Raw genomic sequence first — 19,089 nt, 5'->3', positions numbered from 1 at the left:
TCGAGGGGAGCACCACCGTGACGGACCCGAGCCGTGGGCAGCAGGACCGCAGCGCGGACCAGGCCGCCCGCACCTATCTGATCACCGGGGCCGCCTCCGGCATCGGCAGGGCCACCGCGCGCAGACTGAGCGCGCGGGGTCACCGGGTCATCGGCGCGGACCTCAAGGACACCGACATCGGCGCCGACCTCTCCACCGCGGAGGGCCGCGCGCTGCTCGCCGAGGCGGCGGCCGACCTCGGCGGCGGGCGGCTCGACGCCGTGATCGCCTGTGCGGGCATCGCCGCGTACGACCCGGTGACCGTGCGGGTGAACGCCTTCGGCGCCATCGCCACGCTCACCGGACTGCGGCCGCTGCTCGCCGCGGGCCGCGATCCGCGCGCGGTCGCCGTGGCGTCCGTGGCCGTCCTGCACCCCGCCGACCCGGCGATCGTCGAGGCGGTGCTCGCCGACGACGAGGCCGCGGCCGTCGCCGCCGCGCGCGCCGCGATCGAGCGCGGCGAGGAGCAGCGGGTGTACGCCTCCGCCAAGCACGCCCTCGCGCGGTGGGTGCGGCGCGCCGCCGTGAGCGACGCGTGGGCGGGCGCGGGCATCCCGCTGAACGCGATCGGACCCGGCATCATCCGCACCCCCATGAGCCGCCCCATGATCGAGGACCCGGAGATCCGCGCGATCGCGGACGCCGCCGTCCCCATGCCGCTGAACGGCTACGGCGAGCCGGAGCAGGTCGCCCCGCTGCTCGACTTCCTCACCTCGCCGGAGAACACCCACGTCACCGGCCAGGTGGTCTTCATCGACGGCGGCGCGGACGCGGTGCTGCGGGGCGAGCTGAGCTGGTGACGGGGCGGGCGAGCGCCGCGGGGCCTCACACCGCCGCGTACGCCACCGGGTCGCTGCCCGGCACCGCCTGCGCGCGTCCCAGCTTCACCAGCCTGCGCACATGCGCCTCCGCCTCGGAGACGGCGATGGTGCGGGACCCCGGGGGGATGTCCGCCCAGGGCCTGTTCCACTCCATGCGCTCGGCGAGCTGCCAGGGGGTGCGTGCCTCGGCGAGCAGCGCGAGCAGGTCCGCGAGCCGCGCCTCGTGGTGGGCGAGCAACTCCCGTACGCGGGCGGGCGCGTGGGCGAAGGCGTGCTGGTGCGCGGGCAGGACCTCCGCGACACCGAGCCGCCCGATGCGCTCCAGGGAGTCCAGGTAGTCCCCGACGGGGTCGGTCACCGTCCGGTCGTCCGGGTCCTCGTACAGGCCGATGTGCGGGGTGATGCCCGGGAGCAGGTGGTCGCCGCTGAACAGGCGCCCGCGCCCGGGGAGTCGAGCCGGGTGCTCCTCCTCCAGGTGCAGGCACACGTGGCCCGGGGTGTGGCCCGGCGTCCAGATCGCGCGCAGGCGGCGGCCGGGCAGGTCGAGGAGCTCGCCGGGCGGGATCGGCCGGTCGGGCAGGGCGGGAAGGCGGGCGGCGAGCCCGGGGACGCGCCCCGCGTCGCGGGCGGCGGCCAGCGGCGCCACGTGCCCGGCGGGCGCGCCCGCGGCGGTCAGCTTGTCCACCAGATACCCGAACCACCGCCGCATCGGATACTCCCGGGTGCGCCGCACCACGTGCGCGTCGGCCTCGTGCATCGCGAGCCACGCCCCGGAGGCGGCCCGCACCCGCGCGGACAGGCCGTGGTGGTCCGGGTGGTGGTGGGTGAGCAGCACCCCGTGCACCTCGGCGACCTCGGTGCCGCAGGCGGCGAGCCCCGCGACGAGCACGTCCCACGACGCCGGGTCGTCCCAGCCGGTGTCGATGAGGACGGGGCCCCGGTCGGTGTCGAGCACGTACACCAGCGTGTGGCCGAGGGGGTTGTCCGGGATCGGCACGGCGATGCTCCACACCCCGCCGCCGTGTCCGGTCACCCCTGGGTCCGTCACCTGGGTCATCCGCCGCCCCCCGTCCCTGCCGCCGGAGCTGTCGGCCGCACGGCCGTTGCCCACTATAACTAGAACTGATATCAGTTCTGAAACAGCGTCAGAAAGCGTCCCGCAGGAGGCGGTCGGCCATGACGGAACTCGTGGAGCACGGACAGCTGTTCATCGGCGGGGAGTTGACCCCGCCGCTCGGCAAGGACGTCATCGAGGTCGTCTCGCCGCACACCGGCGAGGTCTTCGCGCGGGTGCCGCACGCCGCGACGGCCGACGTCGACCGGGCCGTCGCCCTCGCCCGCCAGGCCTTCGACGAAGGGCCCTGGCCGCGGATGGGCCTCGACGAGCGGATCGAGGTCGTCACGAGGATCAAGGACGGCCTGGCCGCGCGGCACGAGGAGCTCGCCCGGGTCATCAGCTCCGAGAACGGCACCCCGATCACCGCCTCCGTCCTGGTGCAGGCCCTGGCCGCGATGATGGTCTGGGACGCGGCGATCACCACGGCGCGGGAGTTCCGTTACGAGGAGGCGCGCGCGGGCGTGCTCGGCGGGATCCTGGTGCGGCGCGAGCCCATGGGCGTCGTGGCGGCCGTGGTGCCGTGGAACGTCCCGCAGTTCACCGCCGCGGCCAAGCTCGCGCCCGCGCTGCTCGCCGGGTGCCCGGTGATCCTCAAGACCTCGCCGGAGACCCCGCTCGACGCGTACGTCCTCGCCGAGATCGTCGCCGAGGCGGGCCTGCCGGAGGGCGTGCTCTCCATCGTCTCCGCGGGCCGGGAGGTCAGCGAGTACCTCGTCGGACACCCCGGCGTCGACAAGGTGTCCTTCACCGGGTCCGTGGCCGCGGGCAAGCGCGTCATGGAGGTCTGCTCCCGCCATCTCACGCGCGTGACGCTGGAGTTGGGCGGCAAGTCGGCCGCCGTCGTCCTGCCCGACGCCGACGCGGCGAGCGCGGTGGCGGGCATCGCGCCCTACGCGTGGATGATCAACGGCCAGGCGTGCGTGGCCCAGACCCGCATCCTCGTGCCGCGCTCCCGTGCGGGCGAGTTCGCCGATGCCTTCGCCGCCGCCGCGTCCGCGCTGAAGGTCGGCGACCCGATGGACCCGGCGACCGAGCTCGGGCCGCTGGTCGCCGAGCGGCAGCAGCGGCGCTCGCTCGACTACATCCGCATCGGTCAGGAGGAGGGCGCCAAGATCCTCGCGGGCGGCGGCCGCCCCGCCGGGTTCGACCGCGGCTGGTACGTCGAGCCGACGTTGCTCGGCGGCGTCGACAACTCCATGCGGGTCGCCCGCGAGGAGATCTTCGGGCCCGTCATCTGCCTCATCGAGTACGGCGACGAGGAGGAGGCCGTGCGGATCGCCAACGACTCCGAGTACGGCCTCAGCGGCAGTGTGTGGACCGCCGACGTCGAGCGCGGCCTGGACGTCGCCCGCCGGGTGCGCACCGGCACGTACGCGGTGAACACCTTCAGCCTGGACATGGCGGGCCCCTTCGGCGGTTACAAGAACTCCGGCCTCGGCCGGGAGTTCGGGCCCGAGGGGTACGGCGAGTACTTCGAGCACAAGATGATCCATCTGCCCGCCGGGTACACGCCCGAGGGGGCCGGGGACTGATGGGCGACCGCTGGCACGTCGAGGTCGACCGGTCGGTGTGCATCGGCTCCGGGATGTGCGTGAACCTCGCGCCGGACGGCTTCGCCCTGGACTCCGCCCGTCAGTCGCACCCCAGGCGGGCCGAGGTGGACGCGTCCGAGCAGCTCCTGGGGGCCGCCGAGGGCTGCCCGGTCGAGGCCATCACGATCAGCCTGCTCGGCAGCGGCGAGGTGGTGTTCCCGCCGGAGGAGTAGCGGGGCGCTTCCGGGGGCCGGGCGTGCGCTGCCCGGGGGCGTGCGCTACGCCGGGTCCGGCGCGGTCAGGTCGATCAGCCGGCACACCATCTCGATGTCGATCTTCACCTGGGCGATGGAGGCCCGGCCGGAGAGCCAGGTGATCAGCGCCGAGTGCCAGGTGTGCTCGATCACCCGCACCGCGGAGAGCTGCGCCGCCGTCGGCTGCCCGTCCAGGCCCATGGCGTCCAGGACGATCGCCGTCGTGAGCCGCGAGACCGTGTCCACCTCGGGGCTCACGGAGCGGTCGGCGAACGTCAGGGCGCGCACCATGGCGTCCGCGAGGTGCGGCTCGCGCTGCAGCGCGCGAAAGGCCCGCATCAGGGTCTCCGCGACCCGCTCGGCGGGCGTCCGTCCGGCGGGCGGCCGCTTGCGCAGCGTGGTGTGCATGTGCTGGAGCTGGTCCTGCATCGTCGCGACGAGCAGGTGCACCTTCGAGGGGAAGTAGCGGTAGAGCGTGCCGAGCGCGACCCCGGCGGCCTCCGCGACCTCGCGCATCTGGACCGCGTCGAAGCCGCCCCGGCTGGCCAGTTGGGCACTGGCGTGCAGGATGCGGCGGCGGCGCGCCTCCTGGCGCTCGGTGAGCGGGGGTGACACCGTCGCCCGCGCCCCGGCCGTCTTCGCGTCAGCTGTCATCGTCCCGTCGCCCCGTCAGTCCCGTCAGCCGTCCCTGGGGTCCCGGGGGTCCCGAGCCCGGCCCACTCGTCCGCAAAAGATCCCACAGTTCCGCCCCGTGGTCCCGTCCGTGGGACGCCGGGACCGCGACCGCGAAGCGACCGTACAGCAGGGCGGTCGCCGTGGCGCGAATCACCTGATCCGGGCCTTCCGGCGTGGCTACCTGCCGGTAGATTCGAGCCCGTCCGGCGATCACGGGCGGTCGCGACGGGAACCAACTCTGAAACTTGTTCTACATTACCGTCCCGGCGTAGTCTCGCGGACAACTGAAGGAAGAAGGGGGCCGACAGTGACCGCTGAGGCCAGAGAGGCCGGCCCCCCGCCGGGCCCTGCGACGGACGGCGGCCGCGCCCTGCGCATCGCTCTCCTGACCTACAAGGGGAACCCGTTCTGCGGCGGCCAGGGCGTGTACGTACGGCACCTCTCGCGTGAGCTCGCCCGGCTCGGCCACCGCGTCGAGGTCATCGGCGCCCAGCCCTACCCGGTGCTCGACGAGGGCGAGGACCTCGCCGGGCTCAGCCTGACCGAGCTGCCGAGCCTGGACCTCTACCGCCAGCCGGACCCCTTCCGCACCCCCAAGCGCGACGAGTACCGCGACTGGATCGACGCCCTCGAAGTGGCCACGATGTGGACCGGCGGCTTCCCGGAGCCGGTCACCTTCAGCCTGCGGGCCCGGCGCCAACTGCGCGCCCGGCGCGGCGCGTTCGACGTCATCCACGACAACCAGACGCTCGGCTACGGCCTGCTCGGCGACCTCGGCGCCCCGCTGGTGACGACCATCCACCACCCGATCACCGTCGACCGGCAGCTGGAGCTGGACGCGGCCGCCGACTGGAAGCGCCGCGCCTCCGTGCGGCGCTGGTACGCGTTCACGCGCATGCAGAAGCGCGTCGCGCGCCGCCTGCCCTCGATCGTCACGGTCTCCGGGACCTCGCGCCAGGAGATCGTCGACCACCTCGGCGTCCGCCCGGACCGGATCGACGTCGTCCACATCGGTGCCGACACCGACCTCTTCTCGCCCGACCCGGCCGTGCCCCAGGTGCCGGGCCGGATCGTGACGACGTCCAGCGCGGACGTGCCGCTCAAGGGCCTGATCCACCTGGTCGAGGCGCTCGCGAAGACCCGTACGGAACACCCCGACGCGCACCTCGTCGTCGTCGGCAAGCGCGCCGAGGACGGCCCGGTCGCCGCCGCCATCGAGCGGTACGGCCTCGAAGGGGCCGTCGAGTTCGTCAAGGGCATCACGGACGCGGAACTCGTCGACCTGGTGCGCTCGGCCCAGGTCGCGTGCGTGCCCTCCCTGTACGAGGGCTTCTCGCTGCCCGCGGCCGAGGCGATGGCCACGGGGACGCCGCTGCTCGCCACGACCGGCGGGGCCATCCCGGAGGTCGCGGGGCCCGACGGCCGCACCTGCCTCGCCGTGCCGCCCGGCGACTCGGGGGCGCTGGCCGCGGGCCTCGGACGGCTCCTCGGCGACCCGGAGCTGCGGGCCCGGCTCGGCGCGGCCGGGCGCGCCCGCGTCCTCGAACGCTTCACCTGGGCGCGGGCCGCGCAGGGCACGGTGGAGCGCTACCGCGCGGCCATGGCCGGCTCCGCGGGCCCGGCCCCGGTCCGCCCCGCGGCCCCGCGCGGCGCGGCTCCCGCGGCCGCCCTCACCGAAGTTGCTGGCCCCCACCACGAAAGCAGGACCCCGTGCTGACCGTCGACTTCACCCGCTTCCCCCTCGCGCCGGGGGACCGCGTCCTCGACCTCGGCTGCGGGGCCGGACGGCACGCCTTCGAGTGCTACCGGCGCGGCGCCCAGGTGGTGGCGCTCGACCAGAACGGCGAGGAGATCCGCGAGGTCGCGAAGTGGTTCGCGGCCATGAAGGAGGCGGGCGAGGCCCCGGCGGGCGCCACCGCGACCGCGATGGAGGGCGACGCGCTCAACCTGCCCTTCCCCGACGAGTCGTTCGACGTCGTGATCATCTCCGAGGTGATGGAGCACATCCCCGACGACAAGGGCGTCCTCGCGGAGATGGTCCGGGTCCTGAAGCCCGGCGGCCGCATAGCCGTGACGGTCCCGCGCTACGGCCCGGAGAAGGTCTGCTGGACCCTCAGCGACGCGTACCACGAGGTCGAGGGCGGCCACATCCGCATCTACCGCGCCGACGAACTCCTCGCCAGGATGCGGGAGTCGGGCCTCAAGCCCTACGGCACCCACCACGCGCACGCGCTGCACTCCCCGTACTGGTGGCTCAAGTGCGCGTTCGGCGTGGACAACGACAAGGCGCTGCCCGTCCGCGCGTACCACAAGCTCCTGGTCTGGGACATCATGAAGAAGCCGCTGGCGACGAAGCTCGCCGAGCAGGCCCTGAACCCGCTGATCGGCAAGAGCTTCGTGGCGTACGCGACCAAGCCGCACCTGCCGCGCGCCGCCGCCACCCCCGACCCCGCTGACGCGAAGGCCGGGGCGTGACGAGTCCCGAGCGCACCGAACACCTGGCCCTGCCCGGCGTTCTGACGGCACATCAGGCAGCGGACACGGTCCGCGGCATCCTCGCCGCGCAGCGCCCCGACGGCGCCATACCCTGGTTCCGCGGCCACCACCTGGACCCGTGGGACCACACCGAGGCGGCCATGGCCCTGGACGCGGCGGGCGAGCACGCGGCCGCCGCCCGCGCCTACGACTGGCTCGCCCGGCACCAGAACGCGGACGGCTCCTGGTACGCGGCGTACGCCGACGGCGACCCGGACGCCGTCACGGACCGGGGCCGCGAGACCAACTTCTGCGCGTACGTGGCCGTCGGCGTCTGGCACCACTACCTGACCACCGGCGACGAGGCGTTCCTCGACCGGATGTGGCCGGTGGTCGTGGCCGCCGTCGAGTTCGTGCTCGCGCTCCAGCAGCCGGGCGGCCAGATCGGCTGGAAGCGGGAGCCGGACGGAACCCCGGTCGCCGACGCGCTCCTGACCGGCTCCTCCTCCGTCCACCAGGCGCTGCGCTGCGCCCTCGCCATCGCCGAGACGCGCGAGGACCTCCAGCCGGACTGGGAGCTGGCGGCGGGCGCCCTGGCCCACGCGATCCGCCGGCACCCCGAGCGGTTCCTCGACAAGGACCGCTACTCGATGGACTGGTACTACCCCGTCCTCGGCGGCGCGCTCACCGGGGCCGAGGCCAAGGCCCGCATCGAGGAGGGCTGGGACCGCTTCGTCGTGCCCGGCCTCGGCGTGCGCTGCGTGGTGCCCAACCCCTGGGTCACCGGCGGCGAGAGCGCCGAGCTCGCCCTCGCCCTGTGGGCGCTCGGCGAGTCCGACCGCGCCGTGGACGTCCTGAAGTCCATCCAGCACCTGCGCGACGACGAGACCGGCCTGTACTGGACGGGCTACGTCTACGACGACGCGGCCGTCTGGCCCGTCGAGCAGACCACCTGGACGGCGGGCTCCCTGCTGCTCGCGGTGGCGGCGCTCGGCGGCGACGAGGCGACCTGCCGGGTCTTCTCGGGCGCGGACCTGCCCGCGGGGCTCGACCCGGACTGCTGCTAGGGCCTGTCCGGCGGGGCCCGCGCTCAGTGGCGGCGCAGCTGCCCCGCCACCAGGTGGCCGACCACGAGGTACACGACGGCGGCCAGGCCGTAGCCCGCCACGACCCGCGCCCAGCGCTCGTCGAAGGTGAACAGGTCGTGCGACCAGCTCGCGAGCCACTGGGCGACGTCGCGCACGACCTGCACCAGGTCGTTGCCCCGGTTGGCCTTCAGCAGGTCCATCAGGATCCACAGGACGATGATGACCGCCGCGACGTCCGCGATGACGACGATGACCTTCGCGGCGTCGGCGCCGCCTCGGGTGCTCTTGGTGAATCGGGGGGACATGAGGGGCGGGTACCGGCTTCCACGCCGTTGAAACCCGGAGGGCCGGGAGCCCAGGAGCCAGGGAGCCCAGGAGCCAGGGAGCCCAGGAGCCAGGGTGTCCAGGAGTCGGGGTGTCCGGGAGCCAGGGTGTCCGGGAGCCTCCAACGGCCCCGCCCGCCTTGCGGGGCCGCCCGGGCGGGGCGAGGCTGCTGGCCGGGGGAGCCGTCCCCGCCTCCGGGAGGTCACCCGTGTTCCGCTCCGCACCGGCCGCCGCGGTACGCCGCGCGCTCGTCCCGCTCCTGCTGTGCTGCGCCCTCCTCGTCGGGGCCACGGGCTGCGGCGGTGACGACGGCGACCCGGCGAGCCCCACCGGCACCAGCTCCGCCGAGCGGCAGAAGTTCGCGAAGACCCGCTTCGTCACCAACGCGGGGCTCGCCGCCGGCGCGACGTACCAGTGGATCGTGAAGCCGTACCGGGACGGCCGCTTCAAGGCGGGCGCGGACGGGCGGAGGTTCGCCCTGGTCAAGGCCGGGATCGCCGGGGCCTTCAGCTACAACCGGCTCAGGGCGGCCCTGCGCAACGCCCAGGGCGACGCCGCCCTCGCCCGGGCCGTGGCCCCCCTGACGGCGGGCGTCGAGGCCCTCAAGGACCTCCCGTCCAAGCTCCGCAAGGGGGAGTCCACGGAGGCGGTGGTCGGGTCCTTCGACGACACGATCAACTCCGTCAAGGAGGCGGGCCGCTCCGCGGGCGTGGAGGTCACGAACCAGGTGCCTTCCACGGGCCAACTGACCAAGGGCTGAGGCCCCTGCGCCACCGGCCCTACCGGCCTGCGGCCTCGCCCTCGGGGTCCGGGGGCGGAGCCCCCAGGAAGCGGGAAGGGGCGGGTCCGGGGCGTCCCGCGAGGGCTGCGGCAGCTGATGGACCGTCATTCACCTTAGGTTCAGGCGGAGTTAGCCGGTCCCCGGCGCCCCGTTCGCGGGGGAGGCGCATGCTCCTGCCCCCGCCCGAGGCAGGAGAGCGCGGTGCCCGACAGAGCCAGCACGTCCAGCAGAGAAGAACCCCGCCTGGCCACCCGCCGCCCGGCGGCCCGGCGCCGCCGCTTCCCCCGGCACGTGGTCGCCGCGATGCCCCTCGCCCTCGCGGGCACCCTCGCCCTGCTCGTCTCGGGCAACGCCCTGCGCCCCTTCGAGCGCATCACGACGATCGACGGCAAGATGGCGTCGAAGTCGGACTACTTCAAGGACCCCGAGGTCCAGCGCCTGCTCCTGAAGCACGGCATCCGCGTGGACATCCACCGCCTGGGCTCGCGCGGCATCGCCACGCAGTCGCTCGCGGGCATGGACGTCGTCTTCCCCTCGGGCCAGCCCGCCGCCCGCCTGATCATGCGGGACCAGCGGCGCTCGGTGCGCACCGCCCGCCCGTTCGTGACGCCCCTGGCCCTCGGCACGTTCCGCGCGTACGCCCAGACGCTGGTGGCCGCGGGCGTGGCCCGCCCGCAGCGGGCGCGCGGCGGCGGGGACACGCTGTACTACGACCTCGACATGGCGGGGTTCCTGAAGCTCATCGAGCGCGACAAGACCTGGAACGGCATCGGCTACCGCGCCCACTCCGCGCACAGCAACAGCGGCCGCGTCCTCGTGCGCACCTCCAGCGTCTGCGAGTCCAACGCCGCCGGTACGTATCTGAGCATCCTCGCCTTCGTGAAGAACGGGAACCGGCCCCCGGGCACCGAGCGCAAGCGCGGCGACGCGCGCGGCGGTGACCCGGTCCTCGACGTCGCCGCCAAGGTCAAGCCGCTGATCAACCTCCAGGGCATGGCCGCCGACGAGCAGGCCGACAGCTACTTCTCCGACGAGGGCGAGTCCATCGCGCCGGTGTCGCTGATCTACGAGCACCAGTTCCTCGCCCACCAGGTGGACTTCCAGAAGCGGCACCGGCGGGCCGACAGCCGCCGCGTGCTGCTCTACCCCTCGCCGCAGGCCCTCACCGAGCCGCAGCTCATCTCCCTCAACGAGGAGGGCGACCGGCTCACCGCCCTGATGGAGTCCGACCCCGCGCTGCGCCAGCGGGCCATCGAGCTGGGCTTCCGGGTGCGGTTCTCCGGCGAGGACAGCACCAGCGAGCAGCTGAACTCCTATCTGCGCGCGCACGGCGTGCAGGTGCCCACCCCCAACCCCGACCAGACGAAGGCCGACGCGCCCGACCTGGACGCCCTGGAGCGGATCATCAACCACGTCGGCACCTGCCCGCCCGTCGACGGCGGCCCCTCGTGAGGCGGCGCGCCCTCGCCGTCTGCCTGGCGCTGCTCGCCACCACCCTGACCGCCTGCGGCCGAGGCGGGGACACCACGACCCTGCGGGTGCTTGCGAGCCCCGAACTCGCCGACGTGGAGCCGTTCCTCGGCGAGCTGAAGGACGACACGGGGGTCGAACTCGACATCGACTTCAAGGCCACGGCCGACCTCTCCGAGCCGCTCGGCTCCTACGACCTGGCCTGGCCCGCCTCCGACCGCTCGTACCTGCTGCGGCTGCGGGAGCGCGGGCGGCCCGCCGCGCCGCCCGAGTCCACCGCGATCATGCGCTCCCCGGTCGTCGTCGGCCTCACCCGCGCCACCGCGGAGCGCGTCCGCGCCTCCGCCCGGGGTGGCCGGATCACCTGGGCCGACATCGCGGACGCCGCCGCCGACGGGACCGTGCGCTTCGGCATGGCCGACCCGCGGCGCAGCGACACCGGGCGCGCCGCGCTCGTCGGCGTGGCCACGGCCGCCGCGGGCACCGGCGGGGTGCTGCGCGAGCGGGACGTGTCCTGCGACCGGCTGCGCGGCTTCCGCTCCGGGCAGACGCTCACCGCCGCCAGCTCCCGCGCCCTGGTCGACGCCTACGTGCGCCGTCCCGGCCGGGCCAACGCCCTCGTCGCGCACGAGGCGGAACTCCTCTCCCTGAACGCGGCGGGGACCCTGCGCCGCCCCCTGGAGATCGTGCACCCGGCGGACGGCATGGTCCTGTCCGACTTCCCGCTGGTGCTGCTCGACGCCAAGCAGCACAAGGCGTACCGCAAGGTCGTCGACTGGCTGCGGCGCGACGACGTACAGAAGAAGCTGGTGGAGCGCACCTGGCGGCGGCCCGTCGGCGCGGACGTGCCCCGGCCGCCGCAGCTGCGGTCCGCCATCGGCAACGCGCTCTCCTACCCCGACCAGCTCTCCGTCATCCAGCGCCTGATGGACGACTACGGCGACCCGGCCCGCCGCACCGGCGACCACGTGGTGTTCCTGCTCGACTTCTCCACGTCGATGCGCGGCGCGCGGATGGCGGACCTGCGCGCGGCCTTCGCCGGGCTGAGCGGCGCGGACCCCACGGCGGCGGGCAAGTTCGCCCGCTTCTACCGGGGCGAGCGGCTGACCGTGGTGCGGTTCGCGGGCCGCGTCCTGGAGGAACGTACGGTGACGGTGCGCGGCGACGGCGATCTGCGCGCCCTGAACTCCTTCGTCGCGGGCGGCGGCTTCGGCGACGCGACGGCCGTGTGGTCGGCCCTCGACCGGGGCTACGACCGGGCCGGGGCCACCGTCGGCGCCGAGCCGGGCCGCCGTGTCTCGATCGTCCTGATGACCGACGGCGAGAGCAACTCGGGCCTGTCGTACGGCCAGTTCGCCCGCCGCTACGCGCAACGGGGCGCCGCCGTGCGGGCGGTGCCCACCTTTCCCGTCCACTTAGGAGAGGCCGACGCGAAGGCGCTGCGGCGCGCCGCCGGGGCGACCGGCGGCCGTGTCGTGGACGCCGGATCCTCCTCCCTCTCCCAGGCGTTCAAGGAGATCCGTGGGTGTCGTTGACAGTGCGTGGTGGGACCTGTGGTGGCCGTGGATGACCGTATGGCTCCTGACAGCGGTGTGCGTGGGCGTGCTCGTGCGCCACGCCCTGGTGCGCCTCGGCTGGCTCCGGCGCGGCCCGCGGCGGGCCGCGCGCGGCCGCAGGACCTTCCACGGCATGTGCTTCTACCTGCACGAGCAGCGGGTGATGGACCTCTACCAGACGGGCGGTTTCTCGGCCGCCCTGGAACAGGAGGTGGCCGACCGCACGAACGTGACGGCGGGCTTCAGCCTGTGGACGAGGTTCCGCGGCTCCGGCGGCACCGCCGGGCGGGACGTCACCAAGGAGCGGTTCACCTCGTACGTCCAGCAGAACACCCCCATCACGGTGATAGGGCTGCTCATGGACACCATGCGCAGGGAGGACGCCGTCGTCCACGCCGACCTCACCACGGGGCTGCTCGTCCCCAACCGGGCCCTCGCCGACAGCCTGCGCGACAGTGACGACGACCGCGTCGCGCTCAGCGCGGTGATGTCCGAGTTCGTCTCGGTCACCGGGCGCTTCACCGCGCGCGGCCTGCCCGGCGGCGACGTCGTCCTGCGCGCCCGCTACGGCGAGGGCCGCCCGGCCGCCCACGTCAGGATCACCTGCGCCGAGGACGGCATCCGCGAGGAGTTCCACGAGGAGGACTACTTCAGCGGCGAGTTCCAGGCCCGCTGCCTGGGCAAGGTCCGCACCTGGAACCGCGACGCGGGCGAACTGACCCTGGACCCGGTGGCCATCTTCCGCTGAGCCGCGACGGCTAGCCGCAGAGCTCGGCGAGGACGCGCAAGGTGTGCGGCTCCCGGGCGAGGACCAGGAGGTCGGTGACGGGTCCCTCGCGCCAGAGTTCCAGGCGTTCGGCGATCCGCTCGCGCGGGCCGACCAGGGAGATCTCGTCGGCAAAGGCGTCCGGCACGGCGAGCACGGCCTCCTCCCGACGCCCGGCCAGGAACAGCTCCCGCACCCGCCGCGCCTCGTCGGCGAAGCCCATCCGGGCCATCAGGTCGGCGTGGAAGTTCCTCTTCGCGTGCCCCATGCCGCCGATGTAGAAGCCGAGCATGGCCTTCACCGGCAGGAGGCCCTCCTGTACGTCGGCGCACACGGTCGCGCGGACGAGCGGGGCCACCATGAAGTCGTCCCGCAGGCCGGTGAGCGAGGCCTCGTACACGTCCGGGCGCGTCGGCGACCAGTACAGGGGGAGCCAGCCGTCCGCGATCCGGGTCGTCTGGGCGACGTTCTTCGGCCCCTCGGCGCCGAGCAGCAGCGGCAGGTCGCCGCGCAGGGGGTGGGTGATGGACTTCAGCGGCCTGCCGAGCCCGGACCCGTCGTCCCCCGGGTAGGGCAGCGGGTGGAACCGCCCGTCGAGCGTCACGGGGGCCGCGCGCCGCAGCACCTGGCGTACGACGTCCACGTACTCCCGCGTCGCGGTCAGCGGGGAGGCGGGGAACGGCCTGCCGTACCAGCCCTCCACCACCTGCGGCCCCGAGAGCCCGAGCCCGAGGAGCACGCGGCCGCCGGAGAGGTGGTCGAGGGTGAGGGCGTGCATGGCCGTGGCGGTGGGGGAGCGGGCGGCCATCTGCGCCACCGCCGTGCCGAGCCTGATCCGTGAGGTGTGCGCCGCGATCCAGGTCAGCGGCGTGAACGCGTCCGAGCCCCAGGCCTCGGCGGTCCACACCGAGTCGTACCCGAGCCGCTCGGCCTCCTGGACGAGCGCGAGCTGCCCGGGTTCGGGGCCGCGCCCCCAGTACCCGAGCGCGAGCCCGAGCCGCATGGTCCCTCCCGCCTGCCAGCTGACGGTACGTCAATTTCCTGTCCCGCCGGGACTGTACGCCAGCGGCCCCCCGCCCGGAAGGGCGAGGGGCCGCTGAAGCGTTGCGGAAGGCCGGGTCAGCCGCGCTGGATCCCGGTGGTGTCCTGAAGCACACCGCGACGCCCGTCCTGCGTCTGCGCCACCAGGCTCTGGCCGCGCTGCTCGACGGCCAGGTACCAGGTGCCCGGCGCCAGTTCGGCGATCGGGGTCGGCGAGCCGTCCTCCGGGTACAGCGGACGCGGCACCGGCACGGCGAACCAGAACGGCGAGAAGTCCGCCGACGCGGGCTGCGCCTGCGCGGCGGCCGGCGGCGGAGTGGCGCCGCCACCCTGCGGCTGCGGCTGCCCGCCGAACGACGGCTGCTGCGGCTGCCCCGGCTGCGCGCCGTACGGCTGCGACTGGGCCCCCGGGTAGCCGTAGCCACCCTGCGGCTGCCCGCCGTAGGGCTGCGGGGCGACCGGCCCCGGGGCGCCCATGAGGGGGGCCTTGAGGGCGGGGACGATGTTCGTGGCGACGGCGGCGGCGACGAGGACGAGAGCGCCGATCAGGCCGAGGATGAGGCCGACACCGGCGTCGGGGGACTCGGCGCCACCGCCGCTGCCGCCGAACCTGGCGTTGAGGACCTCGAAGACCTTGTCGTAGGACTGGCCGGTGTCGAAGATCGCGCCGAGCGAGCTCCAGGCGGCGGCGAAGGTGAGGCCGATGCCGAAGGTTCCGAGGTCCAGACCGGCGACCTTGCGCTGCGAGCCCGTGGCGCGGCCCACGACGATGAGCCCGGCGCCGATGATCCCGGCGAGGTAGACGCTCATCAGCAGGTTGCCGTTGTCCCAGGCAGTGGGGGCATCGTCACCGTCAAAGGTGTCGAGGAACGAGGCGATGAAGAGCAACACCGCTGCTCCGATCACCACGCCGTCGCCTCGAGTGAGGGAGCGGAAATTCACTTCAGGTCCTTCGTCAGTCGTCTCGTCGGTAGAGGCGTCGCTGTCGCCTGGTCGCGGATGCTCGCGGGCGTGAAGCGGCGGGGGTGGCCCCTCATCGTACGGAGGACCTTATCCTCCGCCCGGCCGGGGTGTCTGCTTGAGATAAAGATCGTCACTCAGCGAAGATCTCCCGGTTGCCGTCCCGTGACGAGGCGGCGACGGACTCCTCAATACCGCCCGCGCTCAGCCGGTGAGGAAGCTCGCGATTCCGGCGGAAATGCCGTTCGCGGCCTTCTGGCGCCAGCCGGAGTTCGTGAGCAGGGCCTCGTCCTTCGGGTCGCGCATGTTGCCGCATTCGATGAACACCTTGGGGACCTTGGAGAGGTTGAGGCCGCCGAGGTCGCGGCGGACGTCGAGGCCGGTGCCGTCGCCGACGTAGTTGGAGGGGGCGCTCCTGGTGGCGGAGAGGAACTGGCCCGCGATGCGTTCGCCGAGGTCGCGGGAGGGGCCGACGATGGCGGTGGTGTCGGCGGCGCCGCCGCGGACCTTCGCGGGCAGGATCACGTGGAAGCCGCGGTTGCCGACGGCCGAGCCGTCGGCGTGCAGGGAGACGACCGCGTCGGCGCGGGTCGCGTTGCCGATGCGGGCGCGCTCGTCGACGCACGGGCCCCACGCCCGGTCGCCGTCCTGGGTGAGGCGGACCGTGGCGCCCTGCCGGTGCAGCAGGTCCCGCAGCCGGTGGGCGACGTCGAGGGTGAACCGGGCTTCGGTGTAACCCCGGTTGGTGGAGGTGCCGGTGGTGTCGCACTCCTTGGAGTTGGTGCCGATGTTCACCGGGCGGTTGATCTCCGCGGTGTGCCGGAAGTTGCCCGGGTTGTGGCCCGGGTCGATCACCACGACCTTGCCCTTGAGGGGGCCCGAGGGCGCGGGGCGGCCCCCCGACGGGGCCTTCCCCGACGGCTTGTCGTCCGCCTTGCCGCCGCCCTTGCCCGCCGGCTCGCCCTTCGGCTTCTCCGGTCTGCCCGGGGCGGGGGACTTCGAGGGGTCGTCCGCGGTCGGCTTCGAGGGCGCGTTCTGGTCCGAGCGGCTGGTCGACGGCAGCGCTCTCGGCGGCTCGGCGCCCTCCGATCCGCTCGTCGCGTCGTGGATGAGGTAGCCCGCGAGCGTGGCGGGGGCGAGCACGGCGAGGGTGACCGCGAGCGTGCGGCCGCCGCCGAAGCGGCGGGGCGGGCGCGGTGGCTGACTGTCCGGACCTACGTACGACACGACAGGGAGCCTATCCGCGGCCGGAGTCGCCCGCGCCGGTTCGGCGCAGGACGCGGAGGGAGTCGGTGACGGAGGCCTCAGTGAACGTCCCGGACTCAAGTGCCCTGAGGTAGACGCGGTACGGGGCCTGCCCCGTCCACTCGTCCACCGGGTCGGGGAACACGTCGTGGATGACGAGGAGACCACCCGGTGCCACGTGCGGCGCCCACCCCTCGTAGTCCGCGTTCGCGTGCTCGTCGGTGTGCCCGCCGTCGATGAAGACCAGGCCGAGCGGGGCCTGCCAGAGCCGTGCCACCTGCGGGGAGCGGCCGACGACCGCGATCACGTGGTCCTCCAGGCCCGCCTTGTGCAGCGTGCGCCGGAAGGCGGGCAGCGTGTCCATCCGGCCCACCTCCGGGTCCACGGTCTGCGGGTCGTGGTAGTCCCAGCCGGGCTGCTGCTCCTCGCTGCCCCGGTGGTGGTCGACCGTGATCACACTCACACCGGCCGCGCGGGCCGCGTCCGCGAGCAGGATCGTGGAGCGCCCGCAGTACGTGCCGACTTCGAGCAGGGGGAGCCCGAGGGCCGTCGCCTCGCGCGCGGCCGCGTACAGGGCGAGCCCTTCGTGGACGGGCATGAAGCCCTTGGCCGCCTCGAAGGCGCCGAGGACCTCCGGTGCAGGGGCCTGAGCCTGAGTGGCAGCCATCGTCGTTCCTTCCGGGGCTCGACCTGCGCGGGATCCACCCGCGTACGTACGGGCGCCCATGGTGCACCACACCCCCGGCACCGGGGTGACGGGGGTGTGGCCCGGGGCCGCGCGGACGGCTCAGGCGAGGACCTCGCTGTCGCCGGGCAGGGCCAGGTCGACCTCGACGGGCCGCCCCTCGCCCCGGTACGCGGCCGAGACGGCGCCCGGCGCGTGCCCGGCGGCGGTGGCCGAGAGCACGTACGCGCCGTCGGCAGGGACCGCGAGGGCGTAGCGGCCCTCGCCGTCGGTGAGGGCGGCGCCCGCTCGGCGGCCGTGCGGGTCGATCAGCGTGACCTGCGCGCGGGCGACGGGCGCCCCGGCCGGGGAGAGGACCCGCCCCCGGAACCCGCCGGTGAGCGCCTCGGCGGCCCGGGCGAGCGCGGCGTCCTCCTCGCTGCTGGCCCGCAGCTGCGGGTGCTGCCCGGCCGCGGCCCGCTCCCTGCCCGGCAGGAACAGCGCGAACACGAGGCCGATCGCGACGGCCCCGGTGGCGATGAGGAAGGAGGCGCGGAAGCCCTCCATGGTGGGCACCTCCACGGGGCCCACGGTGTGGGCGGTGTTGGCGAGCACCATGCCGATGACGGCGCTGGACACGGAGGTGCCGATGGACCGCATCAGGGTGTTGAGGCCGTTGGCCGCGCCCGTCTCGGACGGGTCGACGGCGCCGATGATGAGCGCGGGCAGCGAGGAGTAGGCGAGGCCGATGCCCGCGCCGACCACGACCGAGATGACGATGGTCTGCCAGGCGGCGCTCATCAGGCCGAGGCCCGAGCCGTAGCCGATGGCGATGACGAGCATGCCGAGGATCAGCGTGACCTTCGGCCCGTACGCGGCCGAGAGGCGGGCGTAGAGGGGCGCCGTGAACATCATCGTCAGGCCGAGCGGCGCCACGCACAGGCCCGCGACGACCATCGACTGGCCGAGGCCGTAGCCCGTGGCGGCGGGCAGCTGGAGGAGCTGGGGGAGCACGAGCGAGATGGCGTAGAAGGCGACGCCGACCATGATCGAGGCGAGGTTGGTGAGCAGCACCTCGCGCCGGGCCGTGGTGCGCAGGTCGACCAGCGGCGCCTCGACGCGCAGCTCCATCACGCCCCACAGGACGAGCACCACCGCCGAGGCCGCGAACAGGCCGAGGGTCAGGCCCGAGGTCCAGCCCCAGTCGCTGCCCTTGGTGATGGGCAGGAGGAAGAGGACCAGGCCCGCCGAGAGGCCGAGCGCGCCGAGGACGTCGAAGGTGCCCGGGGCCCGCAGCGGGCTCTCCGGCACCAGCAGGACGATGAGCAGCATGGCGAGCGCGCCGAGGCCCGCGGCCCCGAAGAACAGGGCGTGCCAGTCGGCGTGCTGTGCCACGAGGGCGGCGGCGGGCATGGCGAGGCCGCCGCCGACGCCTATGGACGAGCTCATCAGGGCCATCGCCGAGCCGAGCTTCTCGCGGGGCAGTTCGTCGCGCATCAGGCCGATGCCGAGCGGGATGGCGCCCATCGCGAAGCCTTGCAGCGCCCGCCCGGCGATCATGACGACGAGGTCGTCGGTGAGGGCGCACACCAACGAGCCGACGACCATGACCGCGAGGCTGGTGAGCAGCATCCGGCGCTTGCCGAAGAGGTCGCCGAGTCTGCCCATGATCGGGGTGGCGACGGCGCCCGCGAGGAGCGTCGACGTCATGACCCAGGTGGCGTTGGACGGCGTCGTGCGCAGCAGGGCCGGCAGGTCCTTGATGACGGGGACGAGCAGCGTCTGCATGACGGCGACGGTGATGCCGGCGAAGGCGAGGACGGGCACGACGCCGCGGGGTGCGCGGCCGGCGCGGGAGTGGGCCGTCGCGTGGGACATAGGGCTGAGGCCTCCGGGACGAAGGGTGACGGGGCGGTGGGGCGGTGCGACGGCCGGGTGGGGCGTGGAGCGCGTCGCGCGTGCGGCGTGGGTGCGGGTGTCGTGGGTGCGGGTGTGAGGGACAGGGCGTCACGCGTGTGGCAGGTGGAGCGTGCGGGACACCCGCGATTACATGCACGATGAACTTGTTTCCCGGGGCGACTATTCCGACGTATGTCGAACCAGGGGAACTCTTGACCTTCCATTGACCGCGTCTGTACGCGCGCCGGTCGCCCGCCCCGCTCGCCGCCCGCCCCTCACTCTGCCCGCCGCTCGCCGCCCTACCCCCTCGCGCGCCTCGCGCCTCGCGCCTGACCTTCCATCAGATTGGAACGTGTTCTATTCTTCCGCCGTCCCGCCGGGC

18 protein-coding genes are annotated in these 19,089 nt (G+C 73.9%); 10 read left to right on the top strand and 8 right to left on the bottom strand.

The genetic code is table 11. The annotated features are described in order from the left end of the window. Nucleotides 1-17: 17 nt before the first annotated feature. Nucleotides 18-839 carry an SDR family oxidoreductase gene (locus MQV74_RS13900; RefSeq protein WP_242717519.1) on the top strand — a complete coding sequence of 274 codons (822 nt, stop codon included), beginning with the start codon at nucleotides 18-20 and terminating at the stop codon, nucleotides 837-839. Between the two features lie 25 nt (nucleotides 840-864). Here MQV74_RS13900 and MQV74_RS13895 read toward each other — a convergent pair whose 3' ends face one another. Continuing rightward, a complete protein-coding gene (locus MQV74_RS13895; protein ID WP_242717517.1) occupies nucleotides 865-1,917 on the bottom strand; it encodes an MBL fold metallo-hydrolase in 1,053 nt (350 codons plus the stop codon). Nucleotides 1,918-2,036: 119 nt separating this feature from the next. Here MQV74_RS13895 and MQV74_RS13890 point away from each other — a divergent pair, with 119 nt between their 5' ends. Then, the gene (locus MQV74_RS13890) at nucleotides 2,037-3,509 is read left to right on the top strand and encodes an aldehyde dehydrogenase (RefSeq protein ID WP_242717515.1); all 1,473 of its coding nucleotides are present in this window, start codon (nucleotides 2,037-2,039) and stop codon (nucleotides 3,507-3,509) included. After that, nucleotides 3,509-3,742 carry a ferredoxin gene (locus MQV74_RS13885; RefSeq protein ID WP_242717513.1) on the top strand — a complete coding sequence of 78 codons (234 nt, stop codon included), beginning with the start codon at nucleotides 3,509-3,511 and terminating at the stop codon, nucleotides 3,740-3,742. The genes MQV74_RS13890 and MQV74_RS13885 overlap by 1 nt, the downstream gene beginning before the upstream one ends. A gap of 45 nt (nucleotides 3,743-3,787) precedes the next feature. Here MQV74_RS13885 and MQV74_RS13880 read toward each other — a convergent pair whose 3' ends face one another. Further along, a complete protein-coding gene (locus MQV74_RS13880; protein ID WP_242717511.1) occupies nucleotides 3,788-4,417 on the bottom strand; it encodes a TetR family transcriptional regulator in 630 nt (209 codons plus the stop codon). Nucleotides 4,418-4,745: 328 nt separating this feature from the next. On the opposite strand from MQV74_RS13880, the gene MQV74_RS13875 reads away from it, so the two are divergent. From MQV74_RS13875 to MQV74_RS13865, 3 genes are read left to right on the top strand one after another with little or no spacing between them, the layout of a single operon-like run. After that, nucleotides 4,746-6,155 carry a glycosyltransferase family 4 protein gene (locus MQV74_RS13875; RefSeq protein ID WP_242717503.1) on the top strand — a complete coding sequence of 470 codons (1,410 nt, stop codon included), beginning with the start codon at nucleotides 4,746-4,748 and terminating at the stop codon, nucleotides 6,153-6,155. Continuing rightward, complete coding sequence (locus MQV74_RS13870) at nucleotides 6,149-6,913, top strand: class I SAM-dependent methyltransferase (protein ID WP_242717501.1); 765 nt, start codon at nucleotides 6,149-6,151, stop codon at nucleotides 6,911-6,913. The genes MQV74_RS13875 and MQV74_RS13870 overlap by 7 nt, the downstream gene beginning before the upstream one ends. Next, nucleotides 6,910-7,980: a prenyltransferase gene (locus tag MQV74_RS13865; protein WP_242717499.1), complete on the top strand. Its 1,071-nt coding sequence runs from the start codon at nucleotides 6,910-6,912 to the stop codon at nucleotides 7,978-7,980. Before MQV74_RS13870 ends, MQV74_RS13865 begins: the two co-directional genes overlap by 4 nt. Nucleotides 7,981-8,003: 23 nt before the next feature. On the opposite strand, the gene MQV74_RS13860 is transcribed toward MQV74_RS13865, so the two are convergent. Next, nucleotides 8,004-8,306, bottom strand: coding sequence for a hypothetical protein (locus MQV74_RS13860; RefSeq protein WP_242717497.1), 303 nt, complete (start codon nucleotides 8,304-8,306; stop codon nucleotides 8,004-8,006). A 227-nt stretch (nucleotides 8,307-8,533) separates the two neighbouring features. On the opposite strand from MQV74_RS13860, the gene MQV74_RS13855 reads away from it, so the two are divergent. From MQV74_RS13855 to MQV74_RS13840, 4 genes are all read left to right on the top strand, one after another. Next, a complete protein-coding gene (locus tag MQV74_RS13855) occupies nucleotides 8,534-9,085 on the top strand; it encodes a hypothetical protein (RefSeq protein WP_242717495.1) in 552 nt (183 codons plus the stop codon). 222 nt (nucleotides 9,086-9,307) lie between these two features. Beyond that, nucleotides 9,308-10,558 (top strand): hypothetical protein, encoded by a 1,251-nt coding sequence (locus MQV74_RS13850; protein WP_242717493.1) that lies wholly within the window; start codon nucleotides 9,308-9,310, stop codon nucleotides 10,556-10,558. Further along, nucleotides 10,555-12,111, top strand: coding sequence for a substrate-binding domain-containing protein (locus MQV74_RS13845; RefSeq protein ID WP_242717491.1), 1,557 nt, complete (start codon nucleotides 10,555-10,557; stop codon nucleotides 12,109-12,111). Before MQV74_RS13850 ends, MQV74_RS13845 begins: the two co-directional genes overlap by 4 nt. Nucleotides 12,112-12,142: 31 nt before the next feature. Next, complete coding sequence (locus tag MQV74_RS13840) at nucleotides 12,143-12,880, top strand: hypothetical protein (RefSeq protein ID WP_242717489.1); 738 nt, start codon at nucleotides 12,143-12,145, stop codon at nucleotides 12,878-12,880. A gap of 10 nt (nucleotides 12,881-12,890) precedes the next feature. Here MQV74_RS13840 and MQV74_RS13835 read toward each other — a convergent pair whose 3' ends face one another. The 5 genes from MQV74_RS13835 to MQV74_RS13815 all read right to left on the bottom strand — a co-directional run bounded on the left by MQV74_RS13835 (nucleotide 12,891) and on the right by MQV74_RS13815 (nucleotide 18,686). Beyond that, nucleotides 12,891-13,901 carry an LLM class F420-dependent oxidoreductase gene (locus tag MQV74_RS13835; RefSeq protein WP_242717487.1) on the bottom strand — a complete coding sequence of 337 codons (1,011 nt, stop codon included), beginning with the start codon at nucleotides 13,899-13,901 and terminating at the stop codon, nucleotides 12,891-12,893. A 116-nt stretch (nucleotides 13,902-14,017) separates the two neighbouring features. Next, entirely contained in the window at nucleotides 14,018-14,881 is an 864-nt protein-coding gene (locus MQV74_RS13830; RefSeq protein WP_242717485.1) for a hypothetical protein, read from the bottom strand. A gap of 222 nt (nucleotides 14,882-15,103) precedes the next feature. Continuing rightward, nucleotides 15,104-16,126 carry an N-acetylmuramoyl-L-alanine amidase gene (locus tag MQV74_RS13825; RefSeq protein ID WP_242717483.1) on the bottom strand — a complete coding sequence of 341 codons (1,023 nt, stop codon included), beginning with the start codon at nucleotides 16,124-16,126 and terminating at the stop codon, nucleotides 15,104-15,106. Between the two features lie 10 nt (nucleotides 16,127-16,136). Then, on the bottom strand, nucleotides 16,137-16,811 hold the full coding sequence (locus MQV74_RS13820) for a class I SAM-dependent methyltransferase (protein WP_242717476.1): 675 nt from the start codon (nucleotides 16,809-16,811) through the stop codon (nucleotides 16,137-16,139). A 120-nt stretch (nucleotides 16,812-16,931) separates the two neighbouring features. After that, nucleotides 16,932-18,686 carry an MFS transporter gene (locus MQV74_RS13815; protein WP_242717473.1) on the bottom strand — a complete coding sequence of 585 codons (1,755 nt, stop codon included), beginning with the start codon at nucleotides 18,684-18,686 and terminating at the stop codon, nucleotides 16,932-16,934. Nucleotides 18,687-19,089 lie beyond the last annotated feature (403 nt).

The sequence above is a fragment of the Streptomyces sp. AN091965 genome (assembly GCF_022698285.1).
GTDB lineage: Bacteria > Actinomycetota > Actinomycetes > Streptomycetales > Streptomycetaceae > Streptomyces.
This window is presented reverse-complemented; position numbering and strand designations above follow the sequence as displayed.

Bases quoted from the DNA above. Each gene is read 5' to 3' on its own strand.
- MQV74_RS13890 (WP_242717515.1), top strand. From the start codon at position 2,037: ATGACGGAACTCGTGGAGCACGGACAGCTGTTCATCGGCGGGGAGTTG.
- MQV74_RS13820 (WP_242717476.1), bottom strand. From the start codon at position 16,811: ATGGCTGCCACTCAGGCTCAGGCCCCTGCACCGGAGGTCCTCGGCGCC.
- MQV74_RS13840 (WP_242717489.1), top strand. From the start codon at position 12,143: ATGACCGTATGGCTCCTGACAGCGGTGTGCGTGGGCGTGCTCGTGCGC.
- MQV74_RS13880 (WP_242717511.1), bottom strand. From the start codon at position 4,417: ATGACAGCTGACGCGAAGACGGCCGGGGCGCGGGCGACGGTGTCACCC.
- MQV74_RS13895 (WP_242717517.1), bottom strand. From the start codon at position 1,917: ATGACCCAGGTGACGGACCCAGGGGTGACCGGACACGGCGGCGGGGTG.
- MQV74_RS13835 (WP_242717487.1), bottom strand. From the start codon at position 13,901: ATGCGGCTCGGGCTCGCGCTCGGGTACTGGGGGCGCGGCCCCGAACCC.
- MQV74_RS13885 (WP_242717513.1), top strand. From the start codon at position 3,509: ATGGGCGACCGCTGGCACGTCGAGGTCGACCGGTCGGTGTGCATCGGC.
- MQV74_RS13815 (WP_242717473.1), bottom strand. From the start codon at position 18,686: ATGTCCCACGCGACGGCCCACTCCCGCGCCGGCCGCGCACCCCGCGGC.
- MQV74_RS13860 (WP_242717497.1), bottom strand. From the start codon at position 8,306: ATGTCCCCCCGATTCACCAAGAGCACCCGAGGCGGCGCCGACGCCGCG.